This window comes from Nocardia aurantiaca, assembly GCF_009708175.1.
In the GTDB taxonomy this organism is placed as follows: domain Bacteria; phylum Actinomycetota; class Actinomycetes; order Mycobacteriales; family Mycobacteriaceae; genus Nocardia; species Nocardia aurantiaca.
This window is the reverse complement of sequence record NZ_WMBB01000007.1, coordinates 1-25861: the sequence shown is the minus strand read 5'-3', so window position 1 is coordinate 25861 and position 25861 is coordinate 1. Positions and strand designations below refer to the sequence as shown.

At 65.5% G+C, this 25861-nt stretch carries 29 protein-coding genes; 17 read left to right on the top strand and 12 right to left on the bottom strand.

Annotated elements, in window-relative coordinates; genetic code table 11:
* Nucleotides 1–227: 227 nt before the first annotated feature.
* The 6 genes from GLP40_RS15770 to GLP40_RS15745 all read left to right on the top strand — a co-directional run bounded on the left by GLP40_RS15770 (nt 228) and on the right by GLP40_RS15745 (nt 4647).
* Complete coding sequence (locus tag GLP40_RS15770) at nt 228–1559, top strand: phosphoribosyltransferase (protein ID WP_154788699.1); 1332 nt, start codon at nt 228–230, stop codon at nt 1557–1559.
* A 234-nt stretch (nt 1560–1793) separates the two neighbouring features.
* Entirely contained in the window at nt 1794–2174 is a 381-nt protein-coding gene (locus GLP40_RS15765; RefSeq protein ID WP_154788698.1) for a hypothetical protein, read from the top strand.
* A 179-nt stretch (nt 2175–2353) separates the two neighbouring features.
* A complete protein-coding gene (locus GLP40_RS15760) occupies nt 2354–2791 on the top strand; it encodes an Hsp20/alpha crystallin family protein (protein ID WP_154788697.1) in 438 nt (145 codons plus the stop codon).
* Nucleotides 2792–2955: 164 nt separating this feature from the next.
* The gene (locus GLP40_RS15755) at nt 2956–3447 is read left to right on the top strand and encodes a Gmad2 immunoglobulin-like domain-containing protein (RefSeq protein WP_154788696.1); all 492 of its coding nucleotides are present in this window, start codon (nt 2956–2958) and stop codon (nt 3445–3447) included.
* A 98-nt stretch (nt 3448–3545) separates the two neighbouring features.
* Complete coding sequence (gloA2, locus tag GLP40_RS15750; RefSeq protein WP_154788695.1) at nt 3546–3932, top strand: SMU1112c/YaeR family gloxylase I-like metalloprotein; 387 nt, start codon at nt 3546–3548, stop codon at nt 3930–3932.
* 223 nt (nt 3933–4155) lie between these two features.
* Complete coding sequence (locus tag GLP40_RS15745) at nt 4156–4647, top strand: peptidylprolyl isomerase (protein WP_154788694.1); 492 nt, start codon at nt 4156–4158, stop codon at nt 4645–4647.
* A gap of 82 nt (nt 4648–4729) precedes the next feature.
* Here the strand turns inward: GLP40_RS15745 and GLP40_RS15740 are convergent, their stop codons facing one another.
* Together GLP40_RS15740 and GLP40_RS15735 are read right to left on the bottom strand one after the other, a co-directional pair.
* Nucleotides 4730–5224, bottom strand: a complete 495-nt coding sequence (locus tag GLP40_RS15740; RefSeq protein ID WP_154788693.1) for a phosphoribosyltransferase — start codon at nt 5222–5224, stop codon at nt 4730–4732.
* 82 nt (nt 5225–5306) lie between these two features.
* The gene (locus tag GLP40_RS15735) at nt 5307–6017 is read right to left on the bottom strand and encodes a metal-dependent hydrolase (protein WP_328290223.1); all 711 of its coding nucleotides are present in this window, start codon (nt 6015–6017) and stop codon (nt 5307–5309) included.
* Nucleotides 6018–6255: 238 nt separating this feature from the next.
* On the opposite strand from GLP40_RS15735, the gene GLP40_RS15730 reads away from it, so the two are divergent.
* Nucleotides 6256–7002, top strand: a complete 747-nt coding sequence (locus GLP40_RS15730; RefSeq protein ID WP_154788691.1) for an SCO6745 family protein — start codon at nt 6256–6258, stop codon at nt 7000–7002.
* Between the two features lie 55 nt (nt 7003–7057).
* Here GLP40_RS15730 and GLP40_RS15725 read toward each other — a convergent pair whose 3' ends face one another.
* Entirely contained in the window at nt 7058–7909 is an 852-nt protein-coding gene (locus tag GLP40_RS15725) for an alpha/beta fold hydrolase (protein WP_328290222.1), read from the bottom strand.
* Between the two features lie 30 nt (nt 7910–7939).
* On the opposite strand from GLP40_RS15725, the gene mmuM reads away from it, so the two are divergent.
* Entirely contained in the window at nt 7940–8872 is a 933-nt protein-coding gene (gene mmuM, locus GLP40_RS15720; RefSeq protein WP_328290221.1) for a homocysteine S-methyltransferase, read from the top strand.
* Nucleotides 8873–9240: 368 nt separating this feature from the next.
* Nucleotides 9241–9768 (top strand): hypothetical protein, encoded by a 528-nt coding sequence (locus GLP40_RS15715; RefSeq protein WP_154788689.1) that lies wholly within the window; start codon nt 9241–9243, stop codon nt 9766–9768.
* Nucleotides 9769–9941: 173 nt separating this feature from the next.
* On the opposite strand, the gene katG is transcribed toward GLP40_RS15715, so the two are convergent.
* The gene (gene katG / locus GLP40_RS15710) at nt 9942–12155 is read right to left on the bottom strand and encodes a catalase/peroxidase HPI (RefSeq protein ID WP_328290220.1); all 2214 of its coding nucleotides are present in this window, start codon (nt 12153–12155) and stop codon (nt 9942–9944) included.
* A 52-nt stretch (nt 12156–12207) separates the two neighbouring features.
* The gene (locus tag GLP40_RS15705) at nt 12208–12621 is read right to left on the bottom strand and encodes a Fur family transcriptional regulator (protein ID WP_154789001.1); all 414 of its coding nucleotides are present in this window, start codon (nt 12619–12621) and stop codon (nt 12208–12210) included.
* Between the two features lie 643 nt (nt 12622–13264).
* Here GLP40_RS15705 and GLP40_RS15700 point away from each other — a divergent pair.
* On the top strand, nt 13265–14083 hold the full coding sequence (locus GLP40_RS15700; protein ID WP_154788687.1) for a GH25 family lysozyme: 819 nt from the start codon (nt 13265–13267) through the stop codon (nt 14081–14083).
* Complete coding sequence (locus GLP40_RS15695; RefSeq protein WP_154788686.1) at nt 14080–14394, top strand: hypothetical protein; 315 nt, start codon at nt 14080–14082, stop codon at nt 14392–14394. The genes GLP40_RS15700 and GLP40_RS15695 overlap by 4 nt, the downstream gene beginning before the upstream one ends.
* Nucleotides 14395–14456: 62 nt before the next feature.
* On the opposite strand, the gene GLP40_RS15690 is transcribed toward GLP40_RS15695, so the two are convergent.
* Nucleotides 14457–15017, bottom strand: a complete 561-nt coding sequence (locus GLP40_RS15690; RefSeq protein ID WP_196054693.1) for a TetR/AcrR family transcriptional regulator — start codon at nt 15015–15017, stop codon at nt 14457–14459.
* Between the two features lie 144 nt (nt 15018–15161).
* Between GLP40_RS15690 and GLP40_RS15685 the strand changes: the two genes are divergently transcribed.
* The 4 genes from GLP40_RS15685 (at nt 15162) to GLP40_RS15670 (ending at nt 17205) form a co-directional block, all read left to right on the top strand.
* Nucleotides 15162–15659, top strand: a complete 498-nt coding sequence (locus GLP40_RS15685) for an alcohol dehydrogenase catalytic domain-containing protein (RefSeq protein ID WP_196054692.1) — start codon at nt 15162–15164, stop codon at nt 15657–15659.
* On the top strand, nt 15602–16069 hold the full coding sequence (locus GLP40_RS33270) for a zinc-binding dehydrogenase (protein WP_196054691.1): 468 nt from the start codon (nt 15602–15604) through the stop codon (nt 16067–16069). Before GLP40_RS15685 ends, GLP40_RS33270 begins: the two co-directional genes overlap by 58 nt.
* Before the next feature lie 356 nt (nt 16070–16425).
* A complete protein-coding gene (locus GLP40_RS15675) occupies nt 16426–16563 on the top strand; it encodes a hypothetical protein (RefSeq protein ID WP_154788683.1) in 138 nt (45 codons plus the stop codon).
* A 9-nt stretch (nt 16564–16572) separates the two neighbouring features.
* On the top strand, nt 16573–17205 hold the full coding sequence (locus GLP40_RS15670; protein ID WP_230329628.1) for a pentapeptide repeat-containing protein: 633 nt from the start codon (nt 16573–16575) through the stop codon (nt 17203–17205).
* 161 nt (nt 17206–17366) lie between these two features.
* Here GLP40_RS15670 and GLP40_RS15665 read toward each other — a convergent pair whose 3' ends face one another.
* From GLP40_RS15665 to GLP40_RS15645, 5 genes are all read right to left on the bottom strand, one after another.
* On the bottom strand, nt 17367–17540 hold the full coding sequence (locus GLP40_RS15665) for a hypothetical protein (protein WP_154788682.1): 174 nt from the start codon (nt 17538–17540) through the stop codon (nt 17367–17369).
* A gap of 25 nt (nt 17541–17565) precedes the next feature.
* Complete coding sequence (locus GLP40_RS15660; protein WP_154788681.1) at nt 17566–17835, bottom strand: hypothetical protein; 270 nt, start codon at nt 17833–17835, stop codon at nt 17566–17568.
* A 755-nt stretch (nt 17836–18590) separates the two neighbouring features.
* Entirely contained in the window at nt 18591–19190 is a 600-nt protein-coding gene (locus tag GLP40_RS15655; protein WP_328290219.1) for a maleylpyruvate isomerase family mycothiol-dependent enzyme, read from the bottom strand.
* A gap of 61 nt (nt 19191–19251) precedes the next feature.
* Nucleotides 19252–20235, bottom strand: a complete 984-nt coding sequence (locus tag GLP40_RS15650) for an RNA polymerase subunit sigma-70 (RefSeq protein WP_328290218.1) — start codon at nt 20233–20235, stop codon at nt 19252–19254.
* Nucleotides 20236–20602: 367 nt separating this feature from the next.
* A complete protein-coding gene (locus tag GLP40_RS15645; RefSeq protein ID WP_328290217.1) occupies nt 20603–22054 on the bottom strand; it encodes a lipase/acyltransferase domain-containing protein in 1452 nt (483 codons plus the stop codon).
* 1006 nt (nt 22055–23060) lie between these two features.
* Here GLP40_RS15645 and GLP40_RS34845 point away from each other — a divergent pair.
* Together GLP40_RS34845 and GLP40_RS15635 are read left to right on the top strand one after the other, a co-directional pair.
* Nucleotides 23061–24971, top strand: a complete 1911-nt coding sequence (locus GLP40_RS34845; protein ID WP_196054690.1) for a CHAT domain-containing protein — start codon at nt 23061–23063, stop codon at nt 24969–24971.
* A gap of 391 nt (nt 24972–25362) precedes the next feature.
* Nucleotides 25363–25542 (top strand): hypothetical protein, encoded by a 180-nt coding sequence (locus tag GLP40_RS15635; protein WP_154788679.1) that lies wholly within the window; start codon nt 25363–25365, stop codon nt 25540–25542.
* Here GLP40_RS15635 and GLP40_RS15630 read toward each other — a convergent pair.
* Nucleotides 25530–25861, bottom strand: a 332-nt coding sequence (locus GLP40_RS15630; protein ID WP_230329627.1) for an integrase core domain-containing protein, incomplete at its 5' end; no start/stop codon positions are given. The two genes, GLP40_RS15635 and GLP40_RS15630, sit on opposite strands and share 13 nt — an antisense overlap.

The following is a 25861-nucleotide window of genomic DNA, read 5'->3' as shown; positions in this document are numbered from 1 at the left end:
CTACGCCGCGCCGGCCCATCATCCACATCTCTCCGGCCGAGCCCGCCGGACGGATCGCTCTCGGACACGCTGCGACCCACGTCGTAGCGCCTGGCCTGCTCATTGTCGTGATCGCCTGCACCGCGATGACGATGGCCGGACCGCGCGGCGAACACCGAGCGTGACCCGGATACAACACCATCACCCTGCCCATCGCCGCCGAGGGGCCTGTCTGCCAGGAGGTTTCGATGTACTTCGAGGATCGCGCCGAGGCGGGCCGTCGGCTCGCGGAAAACCTGGCCATGCTGCGCGAAGCAGATGTGGTCGTGCTGGGACTGCCGCGCGGCGGCGTCCCGGTCGCATTCGAGGTGGCCCGGTGGCTGGACGCGCCACTGGACGTCATCGTGGTGCGCAAACTCGGTGTCCCACACCAGCCGGAACTCGCGTTCGGCGCCATCGGCGAGGACGGCGCACGGGTGATCAACGCCGACGTAGTGGCAGGAGCCGGGGTCACCGGCGAGGAGATCGCGCACGTAGAGCGGCGCGAGCGCACGGAGCTGGAACGTCGGGCGACCCGCTTCCGTGCCGGGAGGTCGCGGATCCCGTTGACCGGCCGGACCGCGGTGATCGTCGACGACGGTGTCGCGACCGGCGCCACCGCCCGCGCCGCCTGCCAGGTGGCCCGCACGCAAGGGGCCGCACGGGTGGTGCTGGCCGTGCCGGTCGCGTCCCGGCAGGCGCTGCACCTGCTGCGGCGGGAGGTCGACGAAGTGGTCTGCCTCGAGCAGCCGATGTTCTTCTACGCTGTCGGCCAGTGGTATCACCACTTCGACCAGACCAGCGACGACGAGGTCGTCGAATTGCTGACCCGCGCCGCGGCCCGGACGGCGCCACCGCAACCGGTCCCGGCCGCCGATCCGCGACTGCGTGATGACGAGGTGTGCGTGCGGGCCGGGAAGGTCGACCTGGCAGGACATCTCACCATTCCCGCGCATCCGATCGGGGTGGTGGTGTTCGCGCACGGCAGCGGCAGCGGCCGCCACAGCCCACGCAACCGCTATGTCGCCGAGGTGCTGCAGCGAGCCGGGCTGGGCACGCTGCTGTTCGACCTGCTCACCCCCGCGGAGGAGATCGACCGCGCCAACGTCTTCGATATCGACCTCCTCGCCGGGCGCCTCGTCGAGGTCACCACATGGCTGACGGGCCAACAGCACGTCGAGGGGCTGCCGGTCGGATACTTCGGAGCGAGCACGGGCGCTGCCGCGGCCTTGTGCGCGGCTGCCGATCCCCGCGTACATGTGCGGGCAGTGGTATCCCGTGGTGGCCGACCCGATCTGGCGGACGGCGCGCTGTCGGCAGTCCGGGCTCCGACCCTGTTGATCGTGGGCGGCCACGACCACTTGGTGATGGATCTGAACCGCGAAGCGGCCAAGGAGATGTCGTGTGAAACCGTGCTGGCCGAGGTGCCCGGCGCGACCCATCTGTTCGAGGAACCGGGAACCTTGTCCAAGGCCGCGGAGCTGGCACGGGACTGGTTCACCAGCCGGCTGCCCATGGCCGAGCCGGCGGGGTCGGCGTGAGCGAGTCGGAGACCGGATACCCAGTGCTCTGCCACTGATATGCCGAGTTGCGACGTGACGGTTCCACGCGCGGCCCGCGGCGAGGTCACGCGCGATGGAAAGCGTATCCGGGCGTGAGTCCGGTGAGCTGTGTCGGTGTTGACGACAAGCCGACGCGGGCAGTGGCCGATCGTCCCCTCACTCAGGTGATTTCGGCCCTCGTAATCGATGGCGGCGAACAGAGAAGGTGGATCGATGACGAAGACTTCCAAACTATCCGCTCCCGAACGGCGATTGCTGGCACAGCGGGCGCTGGACTCGATGCCACAGCGGGGCGAACAGGTCGTGGTACAGGTGCGATGCGGTCGCGGCCACCACGTGGCGGCGGTATTCGACACGCCCGTCGGCCCGGTGTTTCGGTCGGCGACCGGTCCGCACGCACACGGTTCGCGTGATTTCGTCGACGCCGCGCACGGAAAAAACCACCACGGCACACCATACGTAGACCTGCTGGCCGGCGACGAATTCGTCGACGACACGGTACCGGCTTCGTGCGAGTGCGGTCCGCACACACTGGCGCGCACGCGACTCCAGCAGGCCGTTACCGCACATGAGCGCACCATTCAACTGCCGTAGCCACCGCCCCGGCTGAGCTGAAGTTGTTCAGCGGTCGCGGTGCTCTCGGCAGAGCCTTCGGTCACCTGATCGCCGGCGGCCGTCGTCGCTTCCCTGCGACCGGAGGCCCTATCGGTTGATCAATATCAGGGGTGGGATCGGTGGTGTCGGAAATGTTTTCGATCCCAGTTGGAGGAACGATGAGCCTACTTCCGGTCTACCGCCGCCCCAGCGCCATGCTGGCAGACTTGGCCGACATGTGGAACGCGGCTATTTCGCCGCTTACCGAACGGAGGACGACCTTCGGCGCCCACCTCATCCGTGTCGAGGACACCGTCGAGGACGGCCACTACGTGGTCCGCGCGGAGATTCCCGGCATCGACCCCGCCAAGGATGTGGAGGTGTCCGTCCACGATCGGCGCTTGACCATCAAGGCCGAGCGCAGCGCGAAGAAAGAGGAGAAGGGGTATTCGGAATTCCAGTACGGCTCCTTCGAACGAACCGTGACCCTGCCCGTCGGCGCGCAGGAAGAAGGCATCGACGCTCACTACGCCAAGGGCATCCTTACCGTCAGCGTCCCGATAACGGAAGAGCCCAAGGAAGTCACCAGAACGGTCGAGGTGAAATCCGGCGATTGAGACCGGATGACCTGCCGCATCCCCACGCCGCGGCGCGGATATTCCTTGCGGAAGCGAAGGGGCCACGCTGCGTCACCATAACCGTGGTCCCTCGTGAATGGGTATGGCCCTGGGCGGCGCTGTGAATCGTGATCGGAAAGATTGATTCGATCGGAGGCTCGATCATGTCCATCGATGTGCAGCAACCCCGGCCGTATGAAATCGTCGGCACGCGGATTCAGATCGCCGGGACAGCCGGAGGCGCGTTCGAAGCGAACTTCACCTACCGCCTTCATGAAGGCCATGACGAAGTGATGGACTCTTTCCCGGCCGGCGATGGCGTCGGCGGCCACAGCCAGTTCCAGATCGTCGTCGACGTGTCAGGTGCGGCGTTCATTCTCGACAGGATCCTCGTCGAGGTTTTCCACACCTCACACAAGGACGGGGCCGAACTCGACAAGGTCGTTGTTCCGGTGGTTTTCGGCCCGAAGATCGTGCCCGGCTATCGTGTGTATCTCGAGCACACCGTCGTGAGCAGCGAGACGCTCTGGAGTATCGCCGCCCGCTACTACGGATCCGGGAACCTCTACCACCGACTCGTTGCCGCGAACCCCGTCACGATTACCGACCCGAATCGGATCGCACCCGGGCAGATCGTGAGGGTGCCTCAAACCTGACGGCCGGAGCGGTATCCCGCTCCGGCACAGCGGATTCAGGCCCTTCGCTGTTTCGGGATCGAATCCTTGCCGCCGCGCCGTGCGCTAGCGTCCGGGGAATGCATCTGCAGCGGATTCACCATGTCGCGATCATCGCCTCGGACTATGAGAAGTCGAAGGCGTTCTATACGGAGATCCTCGGGCTGCGGGTGCTCGCGGAGCACTATCGATCCGAAAGGCGCTCGTACAAGCTGGATCTCGCGCTGCCGGATGGTGGGCAGCTGGAGCTCTTCTCTTTCCCTGAACCCCCGCCGCGGCTCTCCCGGCCCGAGGCGGCCGGGCTGCGTCATCTCGCCTTCGTCGTCCCGGATGTGGAGGAGGCGCTGGCGGAGCTGAGGGGTAGGGGAGTGGCGGTAGAGGAGATGCGGGTCGACGAGTACACGGGCAAGCGGTTCGCCTTCTTCGCCGATCCCGACGATCTGCCGCTGGAACTGTATGAAGCCTGAGGTCTGAGCCCCCTTCCAAGGCGCATGTTGCCGACATCAAAAACCATTAAGAAATGGATTTATGCGCATCTACGCATGTGAATCAATCTTCAACGCAGTGACGCTCGCCCTCGCTACCGCACACAGCTTCCTGACCGCACTCATCACCATCAAACCTTGAAGAGGGGGTGGCTATTCGATGCCGCTCGGTCGCTGGGTTGGGGGCTCCCATACGATGGGGCGCATGACCAAAGTGCTCCTGAAGACCTCCGCCGGGGATATCACCCTGGAACTGGACGAGGCCAAGGCACCCAAGACCGTCGCCAACTTCGTCGATTACGTGAAGGCCGGCCACTACACGGATACGGTGTTCCACCGGGTGATTCCGAACTTCATGATCCAGGGCGGCGGCCTGACCGCGAACATGCAGCAGAAGCCGGCCCCGAACCAGGTCGAGAACGAGGCCAACAACGGCCTGAAGAACGACAAGTACACCGTCGCGATGGCGCGCACCTCGGCCCCGCACTCGGCCAGCGCGCAGTTCTTCATCAACACCAGCAACAACGGTTTCCTGAACTACCCGGGCCAGGACGGCTGGGGTTACGCGGTGTTCGGCAAGGTCACCGATGGCACGGCCGTGGTGGACGCCATCGAGGGCGTGCGTACCGGCAACAAGGCCGGGCACCAGGATGTGCCGGTCGAGCCGATCACCATCTTGTCCGCCGAACTGGTCTGATCGGTTTTCGCGGTAGCTTGTGCCAACGGCCCGGAACCGAATGGTTCCGGGCCGTTGTCGTTGCCGCGTACGGTCTTTCGGCTCAGGCGTCGAGGACGTGGGCCTGCCGCTCGGTCACGGGCGGCAGCACCGACCAGGGGAAGTTGATCCATTTGTCGGTCCGCTTCCACACGTATTCGCAGTCCACTTCGGAGTGCGGCTTCTGGTAGATGACCGCGCAGCGCACCTCGGCGACGTGGTCGGAGCAGAAGTCGCGGACCAGCTTGAGCGTCTTGCCGGTGTCGGCGACGTCGTCGGCGACCAGGACGGTGGCGCCGGTGAGGTCGACGGCGCTGGGTACGGGCGGCAGCATGACCGGCATATCGAGGCGCTGGTCGACGCCGGTGTAGAACTCGACGTTCATGACGTGGAGGTTCTTGACGTCGAGGGCGTAGCCGAGGGCGCCGGCCACGAAGAGCCCGCCGCGGGCGATCGAGAGGATGAGGTCGGGTTCGAAGCCGTCATCGGCGATCACCTGGGCCAGATCCCGGCTGGCGTCCCCGAACCGATCCCAGCTCAGTTCTTCGCGGTCGCTCATTCCCACTCCGTTCTGCCCGCTGAGGTGATCTTCGGATCATACGAGCCGGGTCGCCCCGTCCTGGTCTGAACAAGTGCCCCGCTCATGGATGGTGAGTGAGGGTGTACCAGAGTAGAGCGAGGGTGCCGAGCGCGAAGATCGGCACCAGGACCATGGTCTCGATCTTGTTGCCGGTGCGGTCGACGATCGGGATCCGGGTGCGGAGCTCGAGTGGCCACAGCAAACGGCAGCCTCGGTCGGTGAGACAGTCGCCGATGAGGTGGGCGAGTGCGCCGAGGCCGACGGAGAAGGGCAGCCAGGCGGGTTTGTCGTTGATCCAGTGGTCGATGGCGAAGGTGCCGCAGACGGCGAGGATGATGACGGTGCCCCAGGATTTGAGGCCTTCGCCGCTGGGTGCCAGGCCGAGCGCCTTGATGGCGAGGGCGAGCAGGAAGAACACCAGGGCGAGGGTGAAGTTGCGGCCGAGCAGGTGTTCACCGGCCCAGGTGCCGTAGGTGACGGCGGCGACGAAGGCGAAGGAGTGGGTGCCGTGGCGGTGCCCGCCGGAGATCCACGAGATGAACTTGCACGCGTAGTGCGAGATCGGCCCCAGCACATGGGAAATGGTGCCGGAGGGGTGATCGGCATCGGGCAGGAGCGCGGCGCCCGCGGTGAGGAAGGTGCCCATCACCAGATCGACGGAGCCGATGGCCCCGGATTGCACTGCGGGATAGGTCAAGACGGTGAACGGTAGCGCCGCAGCCGCCGCCGACCAGGCGAGCGCGCCGCTGGTCGCATGTGAATGTCCTAGCACCGCTTGAAGGTTAGCGGATGTGACCGACAGGCCTTTCCGCTCCTGCGGTGGGCGGAGGGGCCTTGCTGGGCAGGGGATTCCGGTGGTGCGTCGCTTTCATACGGCAAATGTGTTTCGGGACAGTCGGTTTGGTGTGGCGGGTGCCTTCCCGGTCACATTCGGGTGGCCAGCGTGCGGCCGCTCGGGGCGCTGAAATAGTCTCGGATCGATTGCGCTTTCCGCTCAGAGAGGAACGGACATGTCGGTAGCGTCCGCGGTGAAGGATCAGATCCAGCAGATCGGTGGGGGATTCATGTTCTCCCGGGAAGCGCGAGCCTTCGCCGACGGCACCGGTGTCCCCGGCTTCATGCCCGGCTACACCCGCGGTCGTGGCGGTGTCCTGGGCGATGTGGACGCCGATGTGGTGACCGCGGCCTTCGGCTTCTTCCGTCCCGACGCCATCCGGGAGGCGTGGGAGGCCACCGCCTCGACTCCGGCCGACGTGGCCGCCCTGGGGTACCTGAAGGCATGCCAGGACTTCGGCCGCCGCAAGCTTTCCGCCTTCGAGGACTCGGACCGTCTGGCCGAGCTGCTACAGCGGGTGGTGGCGGCCGCGAATCCGGTGGGTGCGCCGCTGTTCGCGGGCTGGCGGGCGCTGCCGCAGGCCGAGGACGCGCCCGGGCTGGTGTTGCAGCTGATCCACGTCCTGCGGGAGCTGCGTGGCGGTCTGCACCTGGTCGGCGTGCTGGGTAGTGGCCTGACGCCGTTGCAGGCGGTGCTGATCGCGGGTTCGCCGCTGAAGGCCGGTCCGGATCAGGCGCGGAACTTCGGGTGGCCGGAACCGTTCGACGAGATCACCGCGGAACTGAAGGGCCGCTGGATGCAGGCGGAGTCGATCACGGAGGATCTGATCGCGCCCGCGTTCGCGGTGCTCGACGACAAGGAGGGCGAGGAGTTGGTGACACTGCTGAACGCCTGTCAGGCGACGGTGTTCGGCGGCCGCTGACCGCGCTCGGCGGTGGGCTCGGTGCGTGCGTTCCGAGCCCGTCCGGGAATTCTGCTCAGCGGTGCAGGAATTCGAGGGTGACGCGTTCGAAGGCCTCTTTGGCCTCATACATGACCCAGTGCCCGCATGTGGGGAACACGTGCAGTTCGGCATGGGGGATCTGCCGCAGCGGGATGAGCGCCATGTCGGTGGGGCACTGTCGGTCGTCGGCGCCCCAGGCCATGAGGACCGGGCTCTTGATCTTGTGCAGCATGGACCAGTAGGGCGGGGTGGGGGAGTTCTCCAGGAACTGCTGTTGCAGCGCAAGAGCTTCGGACCCGTACATGGCCTTCAGACTGGCCTGGGCGGTGGGTTCGATGGCGGCGTTCCAGCGTTCCTCGACGAGGGTGTCGGTGATCATCGTGGGGTCGTAGATCATGCAGCGCAGCCAGCGCAGCAGACCCTCGCGGGTGGGTTCGTCGGCGAATTCCTGGAGCAGTCGGGTGCCTTCGCTCGGGTTGGCGGCGAGCAGGCTGTGGCCGACGCCGCCGATGGCGACGATCTTCTCGACCCGCTGTGGGTGGTGCATGGCGACATTCGCGGCGACGACGGCGCCCATGGAGTTGCCGATCATGGCGGCGGAATCGATGTTCAACGCGTCCATGAAGCGGACGACGGAGTCGACAGCGGTGAGGACCGGGTGCCCGGGGACCGGGTCGCTGACGCCGAAGCCGGGGAATTCGAGGACGTAGCAGTGAAAGTGGTCGGCGTAGAAGCCGAGGTTGTCGCGGAAGTTGCGCCACCCGTTCACGCCGATTCCGGAACCGTGCAGCAGAATCAGGGGAGGACCGTCGCCGGCCTCGTGGTAGCGCAGGACGCCCTTGTCGGTGGCGATCTCGCGTCGGGTGTTCTCGTATGTGACATCCACCCGCACCACAGTAGAACAGGTTTCAGTTTGGTGGCCGAGTTCGGAATCCCGGTGGGCGAGGTCGCGGTGGCCGATGGCGGACTGGCGACCGCGCTCGAAGCGCGCGGGCACGACCTGTCCGACGCGCTGTGGTCGGCGCGGCTGCTCGTGGACGCGCCCGATGAGATCCGGGCGGTGCACGCCGCGTTCTTCCGGGCGGGCGCGGTCATCGCGACGACCGCGAGCTATCAGGCATCGTTCGAGGGATTCGCGGCGCGCGGGATCGATCGTGAGCACGCCGCGCGGTTGCTGCGGCGCAGCGTCGAACTCGCGTGCGCGGCGCGGGACGAGATCGAGGACGGTCGTGAGCGCTGGATCGCCGCCTCGATCGGCCCCTATGGTTCGGCGCTGGCCGACGGGTCCGAATACCGGGGCCGCTATGGTCTTTCCCTCGCCGCGCTGAAGCGTTGGCATCTGCCGCGCCTGGAGGTGCTGGCCGACTCCGGCGCGGATGTGCTTGCGCTGGAGACGATCCCGGATATCGACGAGGCCGAGGCGCTCGCCGGGCTGCTCGACGGCAGCGGGGTGCCCGCCTGGCTGAGCTACACCGTCGACGGTGAACGGACCCGGGCCGGGCAGCCGCTGCGGGAAGCCTTCGCCATCGCCGCCGGGGTCCCTGAGATCGTCGCGGTGGGCGTGAACTGCTGCGCGCCACACGATGTCGCGGTCGCGATCACGCTCGCGCGGGAGGTGACCGGCAAGCCGGTGATCGTCTACCCGAACAGCGGGGAGGGCTGGAACGATGAGCGCCGGTGCTGGACGGGGGAGCCGCGATTCTCCGCTGCCCAGGCGGTCGAGTGGATGGAGTCGGGTGCGGCCATAGTGGGTGGATGCTGCCGGGTGCTGCCCGCCGATATCGAGCGGTTGGCCGCGATTGTCGCCTCGGCTGGTCGCCGATCGCCTGAAGAGCCCAACCATGAATAATCACATGCGGACATGCGCATGTTTCAAGGTTATTCTCATGCGGTCCGGAGACATTGTGTTCGCTGACCGGATCATGACGCAGTCGCCGTGATCCGGTCAGCCGAACCGGAACGCTGCGATAAATGGAACCGCTTCGCCTGCACATCGATTGGACCCGCTGCGATGGCCGTGGAGTGTGCAGTGAGCTGCTGGTGAGACCGTCGGCCGCCGACGATTGGGGCTTTCCGCCGACCCCGATCACCGGGGACCCGGTGGTGGGGCGCGCTGATCTGCCCGCCGCGCGGGGGCGGTGCGGTTGTGTCCGCGTCTGGCCTTGCGGTTGCTGCCGCTGGCATGATCGGGTGCTGCAGGCGTCGGAAGGGGAGAGCATGGCTACGGTGACGATCGGTCGAATCCAGCGGCTGCGCAGCCTCATCGAGCATCCGCGCACCGGGGAAGCGGAGCGGGCGGCCGCGCAGCGCATCCTCGACCGGTTGCTGAGCAAGACCGGCGGGGGAGCTCACCGGACAGGGGACCGATGCTACGGTGCGCGCCACGATCGTCCGGGCAGGCACGCGAGCCTGTCGCGCATCGCGGAGATGATCGGCGAGGACATCGCCCTGGCCCGCATCCTCACCCTCCCCGACGGCGACGGCGACCTCGTCACTCGCAGTGCCTTGCGCGATGCGCCCGACCGGCTCACCTACATCGTCGAAACTCCTTACGATGCAGGCATTCTCATCACTGTCGGCAATATCCCGCCCGGGTGGGCGACCGATGCCGATGGTTTCGACTCGTCAGCGCTGCGTGCGCTCGTCGAGGAACTGACCGATCTGATGAACGCCTACAACCACGACGGCAGCGATATCGCTGGCCGCTTCATCGGCCGCGTCCGCACCGTAACCGCCGTCGATTAGCTCTTCGTCCGGGCTCCGTCGGGTTTTCGGGGTGAATGCCGCGTTTGCTGCGAGGCGTGCGCCGTGGGCCCCGGACCACCATCGTCACACCGCGCCACCTACGCCGCACGCACGATGCCCCCGAACCGTTCGGTTCGGGGGCATCGTGCTACCGATGGATCAGACCGGCGTCATCACGCCAGGTCGAAGCGATCCAGCTCCATGACCTTGCTCCAAGCGGCGACGAAGTCGGTGACGAACTTCTGCTTGGAGTCGTCCTCGGCATACACCTCGGCCAGCGCGCGCAGCTGCGAGTTGGAGCCGAAGACCAGGTCGACGCGGGAGCCGGTCCATACGGTCTTGCCGGTGGCGCGGTCCTTGCCCACGTAGGTGCCGTCGTCGGCCGAGGACGGCTCCCACTTGGTTGACATGTCGAGCAGGTTCACGAAGAAGTCGGTGGTGAGCGCGCCCGGCTTGTCGGTGAACACACCCAGTTGCGAACCTTTGTAGTTCGCACCCAGCACCCGCAGACCACCGACGAGGACGGTCATCTCCGGCGCCGACAGGGTCAGCAGGTTGGCCTTGTCCAGGAGCAAGTACTCCGCCGGGATGCGGGCGGCCTTGCCCAGGTAGTTGCGGAAGCCATCGGCCGCCGGCTCGAGCGCGGAGAAGGACTCCACGTCGGTCTGCTCCTGGGTGGCGTCGGCGCGGCCCGGACGGAACGGCACCTCGACGTCGAAGCCGGCGGCCTTGGCGCCCTGCTCGACACCGACGTTGCCGGCCAGCACCAACAGGTCGGCGAAGGACACCGGCTTGTCGAAGGACTCCTGGATGCCCTCGAGCACCCGGACCACCTGCGCCAGCTCGTCGGGCTGGTTGACCTCCCACCCGGCCTGCGGCTGCAGGCGGATGCGGCCGCCGTTGGCACCGCCGCGCATGTCCGAGCCACGGAACGACGAGGCCGCCGCCCATGCGGTCGACACCAGCTGCGCCACGGTCAGACCCGAGTCCGCGATCTTGGCCTTCAGCGCCGCGACGTCGGCGGCGTCGATGAGCGCGTGGTCCACGGCCGGGATCGGGTCCTGCCACAGCAGGGTCTCCTCTGGCACCTCCGGGCCCAGGTAGCGGACCTTGGGACCCATGTCGCGGTGGGTCAGCTTGTACCAGGCCTTGGCGAACTCCTGCGCCAGCTCTTCGGGGCGGTCGAGCCAGCGGCGGGTGATCTCACCGTAGATGGGGTCGAGCCGCATCGACAGGTCGGTGGTGAGCATGGTCGGCAGGCGCTTCTCGGACTCGTCGAACGCGTCCGGGATGATCTCCTCGGCGTTCTTGGCGACATACTGGTGGGCGCCGGCCGGGGACTTGGACAGCTCCCACTCGTAGCCGTAGAGGGTTTCCAGGAAGGAGTTGTCCCACTGGGTCGGGGTGGGGGTCCAGGTGACCTCGAGGCCGGAGGTGATGGCGTCCTTGCCGACACCGGTGCCGAAGGAGGACTTCCAGCCCAGGCCCTGCTCCTCGAGCGGGGCGGCCTCGGGCTCGGGGCCGACGTTGTCGGCCGGACCCGCGCCGTGGGTCTTGCCGAAGGTGTGGCCACCGACGATGAGCGCCGCGGTCTCCACATCGTTCATGGCCATGCGGCGGAAGGTCTCGCGGATGTCCACGGCCGCGGCCAGCGGGTCCGGGTTGCCGTTGGGGCCTTCGGGGTTGACGTAGATCAGACCCATCTGGACCGCGGCCAGCGGGTTCTCCAGGTCACGCTCGCCGGTGTAGCGGGCATCGCCGAGCCACTCGGTCTCCGGACCCCAGTACACGTCCTCCTCGGGCTCCCACTGGTCGACGCGGCCGCCGCCGAAGCCGAAGGTGCGGAAGCCCATGTCCTCGAGGGCGACGTTACCGGCGTAGACGATCAGGTCGGCCCACGACAGCTTCTTGCCGTACTTCTTCTTGACCGGCCACAGCAGGCGACGCGCCTTGTCGAGGGAGGCGTTGTCGGGCCAGGAGTTCAGCGGCGCGAAACGCTGCATGCCGGCGCCGGCTCCACCGCGGCCGTCGTGGATGCGGTAGGTGCCGGCGGCGTGCCAGGCCATGCGAATGAAGAACGGGCCATAGTGGCCGAAGTCGGCCGGCCACCAGTCCTGAGAGGTGTGCATGACCTCGACGATGTCCTGCTTGACCGCGGCCAGGTCCAGGGTCTTGAACTCGGCGGCGTAGTCGTAGTCGGCGTCCATGGGGTTGGCGACGGCCGGGTTCTTCTGCAGGATCTTCAGGTTCAGCTGGTTGGGCCACCACTGACGGTTGGCGTTACCGCCCTCGGCCGGGTTCTTGAGCCGGCCGTGCGCGACGGGGCAGCCACCGGCCGCGGCGGGTTCGGTATTGGCTTCACCGATGGGCGGGTGTTCTTCAGGCACGGTGTGTCCTTTCAGCGAGTGATCATCGGGCTGTCGGCCACGATTGTGGCCGCTACTTGTCTTGTGTCGCAGCAGTTTTCGAGCATTCGGGGCACAGGCCCCAGTAGATGACCTCGGCCTCGTCGAGCGCGAAGCCGTTGTCGTCGGAGGCGGTCAGGCAGGGCGCGTCGCCCACGGCGCAGTCGACATCGGCGATCACGCCGCACGACCGGCACACCACATGGTGATGGTTGTCCCCGACGCGCGTCTCATATAGCGCCACGGACCCCATCGGTTGGATACGGCGAACCAGCCCCGCGCTGGTCAGGGCCTTCAACACGTCATACACCGCTTGATGTGAAACCCCGCCCAGCGTCTCGCGCACGAAACCGAGGATCGAGTCCGTATCCGAGTGGGGGTGTTCGTGCACCGCGGTCAGCACCGCAAGCCGCGGTGCGGTCACACGCAGAGCGGCCCCGCGCAACATGCTCTCGAACTCCGTAGGCGTGGGCACAATCCGAAGTCTGCCCCTTTTTCTGGAATCAATCAAGTCTTTGCGGAAGGTTGGATCGGGAAAAGCCGAACCGCGCCGCGCGACGGCCACCCGCGCACCCCATGGCTACCGGCCCACGTCGGAACATAGCCACCCCGGGGCTCGGGCGGCGTCGATTTCCGGCACGGGATCTGGTGCGTCGACAACGACCTGACAGCGCTCGGGACCGGTCTCGACGATGTAGGCCAGCCTTGCCGAAGATCACCGCGGCCCTCGGGTTCGAGCACCACGATCTTGCGTTCGAGGCAGTCGGAATACGCGGCCAGGCTGTCCTTCCGGGCGGGGATCCGGAAAACGAACAAAACCGATCAGCAAAGGGGTTGCCGGGCAACCAGTTCGGGTTGTTAATGAAAGTAGCGGGCCGCCAAAGCGATCCGAGATCATCACCCGAATAGAGCAATCGAGCAGAGGGCTTTGTCATGCCTATTTCACCCGCTCTTCCACGTTGGGCACCGTTCGAACACCGCGGCGATGGTCGGGTGCTGGTTCGGAGCCTGCGACGTAGCGAACTCACACACGCGGAAATGCCGGCCCAGACGCCGGTCAAGAATGCTCGGGCGAAAGGCGGTCGAGCCCGATGACTTTGTACGGCGTGGACATCTCGAATTGGCAGGCGGGCATCAGCATCTCCGAAATCGCCGCTGAGGGCTTTTCATGGATCGAGGCCAAGGTCTCCGAGGGCGACTATCTGCAAGACCCGACGTGGCCCGAATTCCTGGCATCTGCGCAGGCGATCGACCTGCCGATCATCGGCTACCACTACGCCATCGCCGACTGCGCACCGGCCGCGCAGGTGCGGACATGGCTGGCCAACAATGGCGGCCCGAACGCGATGATCGACTTCGAGTCCGACAGTGGTGACATCGACGACTTCTGGGCACTGGTACGGGCTTTCGATGACGTCGGAGTGAACGTCACGCTTACCTATCTGCCGCAATGGTATTGGGAACGGATCGGGTCTCCTGACCTGTCGCAGGTGCCCGGACTTGTCGCGTCGGCATACCCGGGCGGCAGCGGCTACGCCCGCGACATCTATGCCGCCGCAGGCGGCGATTCCGGCGAGGGATGGACGCCCTACGGCAACGCGCAACCGCTCATCTGGCAGTTCAGCGATCAAGCGTCCATCGTCGGGATGAAGTTGGACGCCAACGCATTCCGCGGCGACATCGAGGATCTCATCGCATTGATCGGAGGCGACATGACACCACAGCAAGCCCAGCAATTGCAGGACATCTGGGACCAGTTACGCGGCCCGAACGGTCAGGGCTGGCCGCAGCTCGGCCACAACGGCGAAGGCCGGAACCTTACGCCCGTCGACGCGCTCGCCGGGCTCATCACGACCGTCAACGACCTCATGGCCGAGGTGCGAACATTGAAAGGAGCCATCAAGCCATGAAACTCGGTAAACATCAGAAGACGATCGTGGCCGTCCTCGGCGAGGTGATCACCTTCGGCACCGCCGCAACGACACTGCTGCTCACCGTGCAGCGGCAATGGCATCCGGCGGCGGCCGTGGTCACGGTCATCCTCGGCGTGCTGGGCATCGTCAAGACCCTGTACACGGCGCTGACCGGTAACCCTGCGCCGACCCTGTCCATCGGTACTGTCACTACCGGCGAGACGGCTGCCGCGCAGATCCGCGGCGATGCTCCGCGCCATGTGCTCGATCTCGTGCTGCCGCGCACCGTGCCTCAGCCGAAGACCTGAGCACGCCGCCTTCGCCGAGCAGATCCAGGTCGATGACGGATATGGCTTCCTCGGTAGAGGGGTCAGACCGGTCGCGGGTGCCGAAGTCCGGCCAGCATAACGCTGGCCCTGATGTCTCGGCGTTCCGCAGTGGGTGCGGTGTGGGCAGCGGTCATGAGGTCGACCACGGTATCGGTGTCGAGGGTGGCCGGCAGCAGACCCGCTGACTGGGCGCGGTTCAGGCTGGGGGTGACGATGCGGGCGGTGAGTTCAGCGGCGTGGGCTGCGAGTTCGGGGGTGCCGGCGGCGAGGTTGTGGAAGAGGGCGAGGTCGGCGTCGTCGAGTACGCAGCCGTGGCGGAAGACATCACTGAATGCGGTCCACGGGTCCTCGGTGTTGTCGGCCCGTTCGGCGATTTCCGTTGCTGCCGTGACGAGTTCGTCCATCAGTGCTCTGTGTAGGTCGGACCGAGTGGGGAAGTGGCGATAGAAGGTGCTGAGACCGACCTGGGCGGCGGCGATGATCACGTCGTTGGGTGCGGTTGCGCCGTTTTCGCGGTAGACCCGTCGAGCGGCGGCCAGGATGCGCCCGCGGTTGCGTGTCACGTCGCGCCGGGGGGTGGAGTTGGGCCGTTCGGTTCCCACGTCTCTCACCCTACCTGAACTGGTAGACAGACTTCCATTTTTCTGCTTCACTCAAAGCGATAGTCATACTTTCGTTTTGAGGAGAGTGTCGTGCGTCGTCTCGTGCAGTGCCGGCCTGGGCAGCCGGAAGTCGGGTTGGAGACCGTGACCGAACCGCGCCCGGGCCCTGGGCACACGCTGATCCGGGTAGAGGCTGTCGGACTGAATCGCGCGGACGTGCTGTACATGCAGATGGCCGAGCGCCCTTGGCGGATCGGCATCGATTGTGCGGGCACGGTTATCGAGACCGATCCTGCGTCCGATGCGCTGCCCGTCGGGGCACGTGTGCTGACTCACCTGCCCGGAGGCGGCGCCGCCGCGGAGATACTCGCCGTCGACACACCGAAGCTGGTCAGGCTGCCGGATTCGGTGAGCTCCGTCGTGGGCGCGGCGCTGCCCTTGGCAGGGCTGGTGGCCCGGCGGTTGGTCCGTACGGCCGGGGATCTGCGTGGTCTGCGGGTGCTGATCACCGGCGCGTCAGGCGGGGTGGGCTTCCGCTGGTGCAGCTGGCGCGCGAAGAAGGCGCGGAAGAAGTGGTTGCCGTCGTGCGCGCCGGCGAGCCACGCGAGCATCTGCGCGCCGCCGGCGCGCATATCCGCGTAGCGGAGGAGGAGAGGTTCGAGGGCCGCTACGATCTCGTCTTCGAATCCGTGGGTGGTCCTATCGGCTCCCGGGCCGTGGCCGCGGTCGCCCCGCAGGGGCGGGTGGTGTGGTTCGGCCAAGCCAGCGACCAGCCGCTGACTCTCGACTTCTTCTCGGCTCTCGGTGCAGGGCAAGGGTTTTCGTTGACCCACTTCGTCTATTCCGATGGTGACCCGGATCTGTGGTCAGACCTCGAGCATCTGGTCGGTCTGGCGGCACGGCGGGTGGTGGTCCCGCACATCGGCAGCATCGAGGACTGGGCCGAGGCTGCGGGGGCGTTGGAGAGGATTCGGCGGGGCCGACAGCCAGGGAAAGCTATCCTGACGATCGGCGCGCCGGGAAACTCGGTGTCCGATGGCGGAGCGGGATAATCGGCTCGATTGATCACCCGCCCGATCGGGGCGGTGTCCGGTGACGGGTCTCGAGCGAGTCCAGCGGTGAGAAACCGGGAGAACATGCCGAGGCCGCGCGGCCGCACCGCGATCCGCGGGAACGAGGCGACGCACGCAGGTGCTGATCGCACCCACCCCAGAAGAACAAAGCCGAGTTCCACCGCGCCGGTCCGCCGATTGTGTCCCAGTCAGCTGAATCCAGGGGAATTATCGCAGGAAACGACCGTCTGTATCGAAATTCTCGACAGTATCGATCAATTTGCGCGCCTGTCCATCGCGATCCGCCGCTCGGTCTGCACAGTGGTTGCGGAGACGCCATCGACCAAGGAGACCCGTTGGATTACGACACCCTCTGCCGTGAGATTGCCGACGTCGAACAAGTCGGCGCGAAGCTCAGCGACCTGGTCCGCCCCGCGCCTCCCGGCAACGGTCGCGGAGCTGAAATCCTCCACTCCGCCACGGTCACCTCATGACCTTGATTGTTGCGGCGCGCCATGGCTGATCGCAGGAACGGTGAGCAGGCACCACCGACCGAGACTACCGTCCGCGGTGAGGACTGGTATCAGCGCGAACTGGTCGACGAACGCCATGCCCGTGTCGAGTTCCTCGACATCGACATGAGCGAAATCGCCACCCAGAACACGGTTTTCACCGAATGCGCTTTCCGTAACGTGACCTTCAGCCAGTCAACCCACACCAACACCGGCTTCCTGAACTGCACTTTCGTCGCATGCCAGTTCTTCGAAACCACCTTCACCACATGCAAATTGACCGGCACGATGTTCGATCGCTGCACCTTCACCCTGCTGCGGGCAACCGGCGGTGACTGGTCCTTCGTCGGACTCCCCGGAGCCGACCTGCGCGGCACCACCTTCACCGGCTTACGCATGCGCGAAGCCGACCTCACCTTCGCTCGCTGCCAGAAAGCCACCTTCCACGACGTCGACCTATCCGGCGCCTGGCTCAGCAAAGCCGACTTCACCAATGCCGACCTGCGGGGCAGCGACATCTCTGCACTCGACCCACTGACAACCAGAATCACCCGCACGATCATCGATGCGAATCAGGCGATCGTCCTCGCCACCAGCCTCGGCGTGCAGGTACTGGACGGCTAGTCCCAATGCCGGGTAGCTAGTGCCTCGTCCGAGAAAGTTGATGTGGTAATCGACGGGTGGCACGTTGATCCGGGCCGGTTGACCGGTGGATAACTACTCGGTGCACAAGCGTCGCGAAGTGCGGGAATGGTGTGCCGCCAACGAGGCTGCCTGACCAGGTGCTAGCCACCATAGAGACGAGTGAAGTCCTGGGTCGGATCGACGGCAGGCACCGTATAGCTGGACGAACTCCCGTCGACGTGGGTTTCCTCGACGTAGTGGGCAGGTTCGGCGGGCAGGCGGCGCCATCGGGCGCGTGGATCATCGACCTGCTCGCGGTGACTGTTCGACGACATCACATGTCCCCCTTCCAGAATCGTGTCACCACATGCTACCCGGAGGTACACTCCCGGTCTGGCCGCCCAGCTCCAGCGGGCCCGTGCCGACCGGTTGACTGAGCAGGATGTTGCGAGCGGGTTTGTCGCCGGCCTCGACCGCCGACCAGAACGCAGACACCTCCGCCGCGGTGGTGTCGGGGGTCAGTTGCAGCCAGACGGCTTCGTTCCACACCGACAACCACATCGTCATCCACGCTCCTTTGACCTGATGCTCACCACCGCCCCAGATCTCCACGCGCACCGGTCGTTTCAAGGCGGGAGCCTCCGCTGGGGATCCGCCGAACCGCAGCCTTGCCGCGGTGGGTTCAAGACTTCGAGATGAAACCGGGTGCACCGCTGGACGACGCCGCAACGACCACCCGCTCCGAACACCTCGAGGTCGCCGTTCGATGCGGCGACACTCACACCGATATTGACATCGTCGAACACGCGACGAGAGACCCAGCGCACGGCAACGCGCACTCAACACCGCGATGCGCAGCGGACTTGCGTCGGTCGTACCGGCCAGCATCGCAGTTTCGATCGATACCGATCTGCTGGAGCGAGCGACCGCGTCGGTGGGTGGGCGACCTCGACCGGTTTCGTCACCGAGGCCGATGGCCGCACTCTCGTCCAGATGACCGATACGGGTTGCGTCCAGTCGCGTCGCCGATGGAGATCGCCTGCGTCGGCGATCGGCGTGGCAAGTCCACGGCGGCCGCAAACCCGAGACGGTTCACCAGTAGTGGCCCGACCCGCTGGAGGAGCCGGAGATCAAGGGCTCGAATGGAATCGGGGGAGATACACAGATTGGCGTTGGCATCGCTGCGATGTTCCCGACGCGTAGCCGACGGTGGATCACAGCGTCCGAGTGGGCCGTCACTGACGGTGATCCCTCATCTGGGCTCGAGAGTGACGACCCTGCCGGCCGATTCCAAGGTTTCTCACCGAAGCGGCGCGAATACGGCGACGTTTGCGACCACCTTTTCCGAGGCAAGGGTGCTGGACCGCTCCCATAGCCGGGGCCTGTCAGGTGGGTGGAAGTGCCCGTCGGCCGGTGACGGTGAGCAGGATCTCCTTGGCGCTCAACGTGATCGGGGTGCCTGAACCGAGGACGATGTCCGCGTCTGAGGCACGAAGTTGCCTGCCGGTCAGGTCCACCCCGAAGTAGGCGAAGGAGCGGGGACCGGGCTGGTTCAGGACCACGGCGATCCGGTCCGGCGGCGCAGGGGGCAGGTCGAGCGGTTCGGTGATGTCGAGACCGTGGATGACGTCATGACTCAGTGCGCCCACCGCGCCGCCGCCCGGCGGCCGCCACGGGTGTTGCACGTTGTCGCGCAGGGCAGCGAGCAGGTCGGCGTCGGACATCCTGGCGGTGTCACTACGTGCGGCGTTGTCGGCGTACCTGTTGAACGAGAAGCGAGCGGCGGCCATCCCCCGCAGGAATCTCAGCGGTGCGGTTCGATAGGGCATGGTCATGTGGGCGACGACCTCGCGGACGCGCCAGCCGTCGCACAGCGAGGGCGTCGCCCACTGGTCGGAGGTGAGCGTGGCAAGGAGATCGGCGAGGCGTACGCGTTCGGCGACCGTGTGCTCGCGTACCAGGGCAGTGTGGTCGGTGGATGTCACGGGCTGACCTATTCGTCGTAGGAAAGAGGGTCACCTCTACTACGAACGAGGCCGGCGGAAGTCATCGGTTGATCCGTGGTCCGATCGTCTCGGGTAGTCCGAACTGCGCAAACCGGTCCCCAGCGCCGAGGAAGGTCACCAACCGCGCGATCCGCCCCGACCGCGCTTCCACGGCGAGCAGCGCGAAGGGCCGGAGCACGCCGTCGGCATCGGGACGGTATTGGCCGAACCCGGTCGACCCGTTGATCTGTGTCGGTACGAGGCGATCGCCCACGCATCCATCGGCGGCGGCGAACACGCTGACGATCGTCTCGCGCCCTGTCATCCGCCATGCGAACGGCGGCATGCCCGACTCGGCGTCCTCGCACAGTAGCGACGCCAACCCGTCGACGTCGTGGGCTTCGAACGCTGTCGCGTATCGCTGCACCAGGTCACGGTCGACACAGGAGTCGGGATCGAGCGGATCCAGGTCGGTTTTCCGGGCCGTGGTGAGGGTCGCGCGGGCGCGCTGCAGCGCGCTGTTCACCGCAGCCGTGCTGACTCCCAGCATGTCCGCGGTCTCGGCCGCGGTGAACGCCAGGACCTCCCGCAGGACAAGTACGGCACGTTGGCGCGGCGGCAGGTGCTGTAGCGCCGCAACGAATGCCAGACGCACCGATTCGCGTTGGACGACGAGTTCGGCCGGATCGGCGGCGTCGATCAGGCGAGCGTCGGGCATGGGGTCCAGCCACCGGTCGGCGGGTAACACCGCATCAGGATCGAAACCGCCCGGCGCCGGGCCCTCCCACATCAGCGTTCGACGGCGTGCGGCGCGCAGCATGTCCAGGCAGACATTGGTAGCGATGGCATGCACCCACGTGGAGAGTCGCCCCCGGCCCGGGTCGTAGGCATCGAAGCGGGTGTAGGCGCGGATCAGCGTTTCCTGCACAGCGTCATCGGTGTCGGCGGCCGAGCCCAGCAGGCGATAGCAGTACCCCGTCAACGGAACTCGTAGGGCCTCGAGAGCGCTGGGATCCAGCGACGCCTGGCCCGTCGATGATCGCACCACCCCATGCTAGACCGGCCCCTTTGTGATGCTGCCCGCCACCGACACTGACGCAGCGGGTGTCGGCCCCGGTGGATGTAACCGGGCGGTGCAAACATGTGCAGGAAGAAACGTTGCGCGCAGCGCGGCTGCCGCCCCAACTCCAAGGTGCGGCAGATGTACCGTCGAGTTCTCGACCGAACCGGAACACTTCTCGATATCCGGGAACTCTGACACAAGGTCCCTGAACCACCCTCCAGCAGCCATTCGTGAGACGTATGCGACCGGACCCGGCCCGAATTCTCGGGCGAGCCTGGAATCTGGGACCGCGCATATCTCGGAAGCAGCCATTCAGCCCGTAGGGAAGTTGGTGGAATGAAGGTCACGCTCAACTTTCGAGGCCGTGGCGAGCCAGTTCTTGGTCCGACCAGACGAGGCTGACGCTGCTGACTGGTCCGACCAGCCATTGGGGGTTGGTGCCGGTGACGTCGATGATGTGGGCGCCGGGTGGCAGGTCGGTGAAGTGTGCTGTTGCCGTGCCGTCTACTGGTTTCGGCGTCTGTCGATCGAGCACGTGGCCGATCTCGTCGGTGACGGTCACTTGGATCGGGTCACTAGCGCCGTCCAGGTCGACGACCACGGGAAGATCCTCGCCGTACAAGATCAACTCGGGAACATCGACACGTACTTGCACGATGGGCAGTGGAAGTTCCCTTGCCACAACCCGCCCGATGCTGACAGCCGCGTCGATCTCTTCGAGCAGAGCCGGGTTGCACTGCAGATTGCCGTGTTTGTCGGCATAGTGCTTGATGGTGGGATCGTCTAAAGGGATACCGCGGGGGAGAGAGACCGCAGGAACGGTGGCGTCGCCACCCAGGTCCTCTCCACGGTAGGTGTCGAGCAGGGTGACAGTAGTATCGCTGATCGTCAAAGTCGTGCCGGTCCGCTGCCGAGTGCCCGTGAGCGGGTTGCGCATGGCTCGGATGTTCCGGTCGGCGTTTTCGACAGTTTCCAATTCGTCGTAGAACCGCATCGCGTCTCTGATACGGCAGCCGGCCAGCTCGGGGACGGACTGGACCTCATCAAGGCGCAGCAGTTTTGTCTGCTTTGCTGGGGCCAGCGCAGTGTTGTTCTTTTGCTCGATGCAGGCGTAACTCGGGAGCAGTTGATACGCGGAGGGCAGGCTTCGCGCCAAGGAGGTCAGATCGAGCGCGAACTGGCTGAGGCCCTGAGGTATTCCGCGAACGAGCTGGTCAACGGCGCGAGCGGCACCGCGGTATGGGGTACCGAGCGTGACGAGTTTGCGTGTTATCTCGGCGCCGCCATGAGCGATGTACCAACGGGCCACAAGTCCGCCCATGGAGTGGCACACGAAACAGATCTTGGCGTCCTCATAAGGGCCTCCTTGGGCGCGCCATCGTTCGAGTGCAGGCTCGAGAATGCCAGCGAGGCGTTTGCCGTTGTAACGGTTGGACAAACGCCAGTCGTAGGGCACAGGCAAGAGGTTTCCTGGCGGCCCAGCTGGATTTCCCTCACGGAAGCCAAGGCAGTTCAGCCATTGCAGCAGCGCCGTGTAGCCTTTGATCGGCGTCCAGATCCCCGGAAGCACATGAACATCGGGCATCAGCGCAACCGGCTCGACCCCGCCACCAGGATCTTTGTCACCCGGCCGATCATCGCCGATCCCGTCTGGGAGTTGTAGGTCTTTAATGCTGTGACCGAAGGTGGCGATCGCACGGAGCACCGCTCCGGCTGACGGCTCCCACACCATGTGGCCGTGCTTGGCCAAGGTACTACCCATGATGCCGGGCAGGACAACGACAAGATCATTCTTGGCCACGTTTGTCCTCCGAAATCAAAGATGTTCGGATACCAGCCGCTTTCCCACAAATCTCCCCGTCGTTGATGATCTCTGTAAGGGCCGAAAGTCTCCAGAGCGGCCGATCGGGTTCGCGCTCAACGGTGCGAAAGCCGGCGAACGAGAAATCATGCTGGGATCTGGCCGCCGATTCGGACTGTTCGGCCTACAGCGCCAGGCTTCGCCAGGGCGGGGTCAATGACATCCCCAATACCTGAAAGCTTTTCGGGGTAGCCGTACATCTCAGTCGAATTTGCCGTCTCGATCGTGGGTCCTCTGGTCGGCTCTACGTGTCCGTTCGCAGTTTAGTTGGCAGTCCTGACCTGGTAATTGACAGGTTGGATGCGACGGATTCCGCTCTCGTTGTCGCACTTTAGTTGTCAGTTCCGGAGGGATTCTCGGTCTATTTGTCAGTTCCGGAGGCGTTTGGGGTCGTTGGCGGCTCGCGGGTGAGGATTCGTGGCGTCCTTTTGCGGGGAAGCTAGCGTCACTGTGACGGAAAGTTGGGGTGTTGCTTCTTCGGTGATCTGTTGCCTCCCGCGACCGAGCGGAGTCGGCTCGCGCGGCCTACTTCGAGAATCTGATCAGCGCCGAGCAGGAAGACATCGTCACACGGGCCGTTCACGGCGCCGACTCCGAAGCCGTGATGACCTGCCGAACCGCCAATCAGCAGCTGCACGACGTGGTTCGGGCGGCGTTCCCTGTCGCCAACCCGGTATTGCGCCACTGCCTCTGGAAGGCTCGGCTACCCGGCACTTCGAGACCATGGCGGCGGCCGCGGGGATCGGTTCACGGGCAGTGTGGCTGTCGAGGCTCCGGTGTGCCGCCACCCCTAGTCTCCACGCTGTTGAAGGCTCAGAGCGTTCGCGTCGCGGAAAACCACAGGCTGCGCCGGCTATTTAGCGGTATCGTCTTCGGCGGCAACAGGTTTGGCTCCTGATGATGCAGTCGTGGCCGTCAGCGAGTGTCGAGTGATATGGAGGGTCCGGTGGGTGTGGAGGCTGTCGGGTCCGGTCGAGGGGGCATCACGGACGCCGATGTGCACGCGGCCAGTAAGGCTTTGGCAGCCGCGCTGGCCCTAGCCCGCGACGCCCGGGTCGGCGCTGGCGTACCGGACGTGGTCTTGACGGAATTGAGTACCGCCATCGAGGCAGGTGACGAGTTCACTCGGCGACTGCATACCGAACCGACCCGGGTGGCCACAGAGGTCGCCCTGCTGTTTCTCACCGAACATTCACGGTGCGCGCTGCAGTGGGTTGAGATGAGTTACCAGATCATCAAGATGGACTCCGCCCGCGACCAGATCATCTGGCGATACCGCCACCACTGCCGTGAGGTGATCGTCGGCGCGAAAATACTGGCAGGGAAACAAGCTTCGGCGACGTACCCGACACGACGTCTGGCCTTGCTCGAGTTCGAGGCGATGCTTCTGGGCTGCGAACTCGCTCTGGCGTTGAGGAATCGCCCGCCGGACGAAGGCGCGTTATCGGGCCGACCCGGCCGTGCGATCCGTAAACGCGCCCACCGCTTGGTGAGTCGTGTCAACGCGTTGGCCGATGTCGATGACCCGAACCGGGTGTTCGGGTGGTCGATGGTGGCAGCCGCGCGGGCACTGTCGGTCTGTGGTGAAGAGACCGCGGCCGCACAGGCGCGAGCGCTGGCGTGGCGAGACGCCTATCGTGATCACCACCTGCTGATGAATCTGTTGATGACCGAGCTCGATCCAGCGTTGCCGACGCCGCGGCTACTCGAGTCCGTGCGACGCTTGGACACCATCTTGCTCACCCAGCCCGATCCGATGTACAGCCCTGTCCGTGCCGGCTACGTCGCGCGGGTCCGACATCACTACACCGGTGTGATCGCGGCCCTGGCCGAACGTCCCGACGAGCTCTCACGGCAAGGCGCGGCCCAGTGTGTGCGGGCGATGACCTGCTGGTGGACTCGGCAGCAGCACCCGCTGCAGGACACCGTGTGCCACACCTTCGTCTCCGGAACCGACGTGGTCGCCCTCATCGAGCACCGGGGGCAGGTCGAGGTCGTCACGGCGCCGCTGCCCAGGGCCACCATCCGACAGCTGCTCGAGATCAGTCTCAAACCTCCCACCGACGAGGTCCTCATCTTCCGGCCATTGCGGGAAACGCTGAGCGCATCGCTGACCCCGATCCTCGACGCTCTCGCGGCACATGACCGCGTGCGTATCAACAGCCTGGGATTCACCGGTTGGATTCCGTGGGAGACCCTCAAATACCGCGGCGGCACCCTGATCGGTGCTCGCGGGATCGCCCGATTCCACCCCCACCACCGCGCGATCGAACAACGCGAGCCCGACCCCACCAGTCCACCGCGGGTCGAGCGGGTGTGCATCATCGCCGATCGGGCGGTGGAGCTACCCGCAGCGGTCAGCAAGGTGTTTCGTGCGCTGCCGGTATCGCTGATGGAGTTCGACTCCGAATCCGACACCGCGGCACTGACCATCGAACAGATCCGTGGGGCTGCCCGGCCCGGCACCGCGCTGGTGTTGTTCTGCCACACCCGCAGCGATGTGTTCGACTATGCCCGCGCCGGTATCAAAGCCTCGGCGTCATCCGCCCTCGGGCTCGGTGAACTTAGCTGCCTCGACCTGACCGCCACACCGTGGGCGGTGGTGGTGGCCTGCGAATCCGGGCGGGCCAACACCTTTACGCCCGCGACGTCGGTGGCGCACGCGCTGGCCTACGCCGGTGTCGCGACCGTCGCGGGAACGCTGTGGGAGATCGCCGCCAAAACCGTTGGCCCGCAGTTCCTCAAACAGCTCCTCAAAGCGCTCAACACCGACCCGGACGATCTGGCGCGGGCAGTCACGACCTGCGTCTCGGCCGATCCCACGAGGATGATGCCTTTCAGCCTCATCTCTTCCTGATTCGGGCAGGGTGCCTGCAACCGGATCCGACTGCGAGGTCGGTGATGAAAATGGTCGGGTGTGTCGCGCGAGCGGTGGGCGACCATGGCGCCGCATCCGCGCGATGGCATGTGTGGAGTGCGACGGTGACGGTGCCTACACGGTTGATCTTGGTCAGGGCGGTTTTGCCGATCCCGGAGGTCGCGGCGGCGCCGATCAGCTCGGGGCTCTTATTAGGAGACCTGTCGGCGCGAATGCGCCCGGGCTTCGAACGACGGTCGTGCTGTACGCCGTTCGCTCATCGATGACTCGAATTCCGAGGTAGAGGACATGAGTATGGACTCGTCGAATGCTCGGTTCTGCTGTGCCGGCAAGCGATACCATTGGGATCGACGTCTTGAGGAAGTCCTCCGTGGAGATTCCGGCCGAAATCGTGCAAGCCAAGAACGCCGTCGAGTTCGATCTGCTCGCACTTCCTGGAGTTGTCGAAGTCGGTCTGGGCCTACGTGAAGACAACGGCGAAACTTTCGACGAGCTTGAGGGGCCGGAAAGTTTTCGGACAGCGAGGTTTTGGTTATCTCAAGCTGCCTGATTCCGCTGGAACCACTCGGACTCTACTTCGTTCGGTGTGTGGTAGTCAATTCCGGAGTGAAGCCGAATCTGGTTGTACCTCAACTCGATATAGCGGGTGATGTCCTTTCGGGCGTGTTCGCGGGTCGGGTATTGGGTGCGGTTCACTCGTTCGTTCTTCAGGGTTCCGTTGAACGATTCCGCCCACGCGTTGGTGTGTCCTGATAGGTGATAGGGAGGTCGTGATGTAAAAGCGCGAATCTTGTTGTCGCCGTGCTGTTGTGGAGATGAAGGTAGGTCCTTCGATATCGGCATGCAGGTGCAGGTGTCAAACCGCCCCG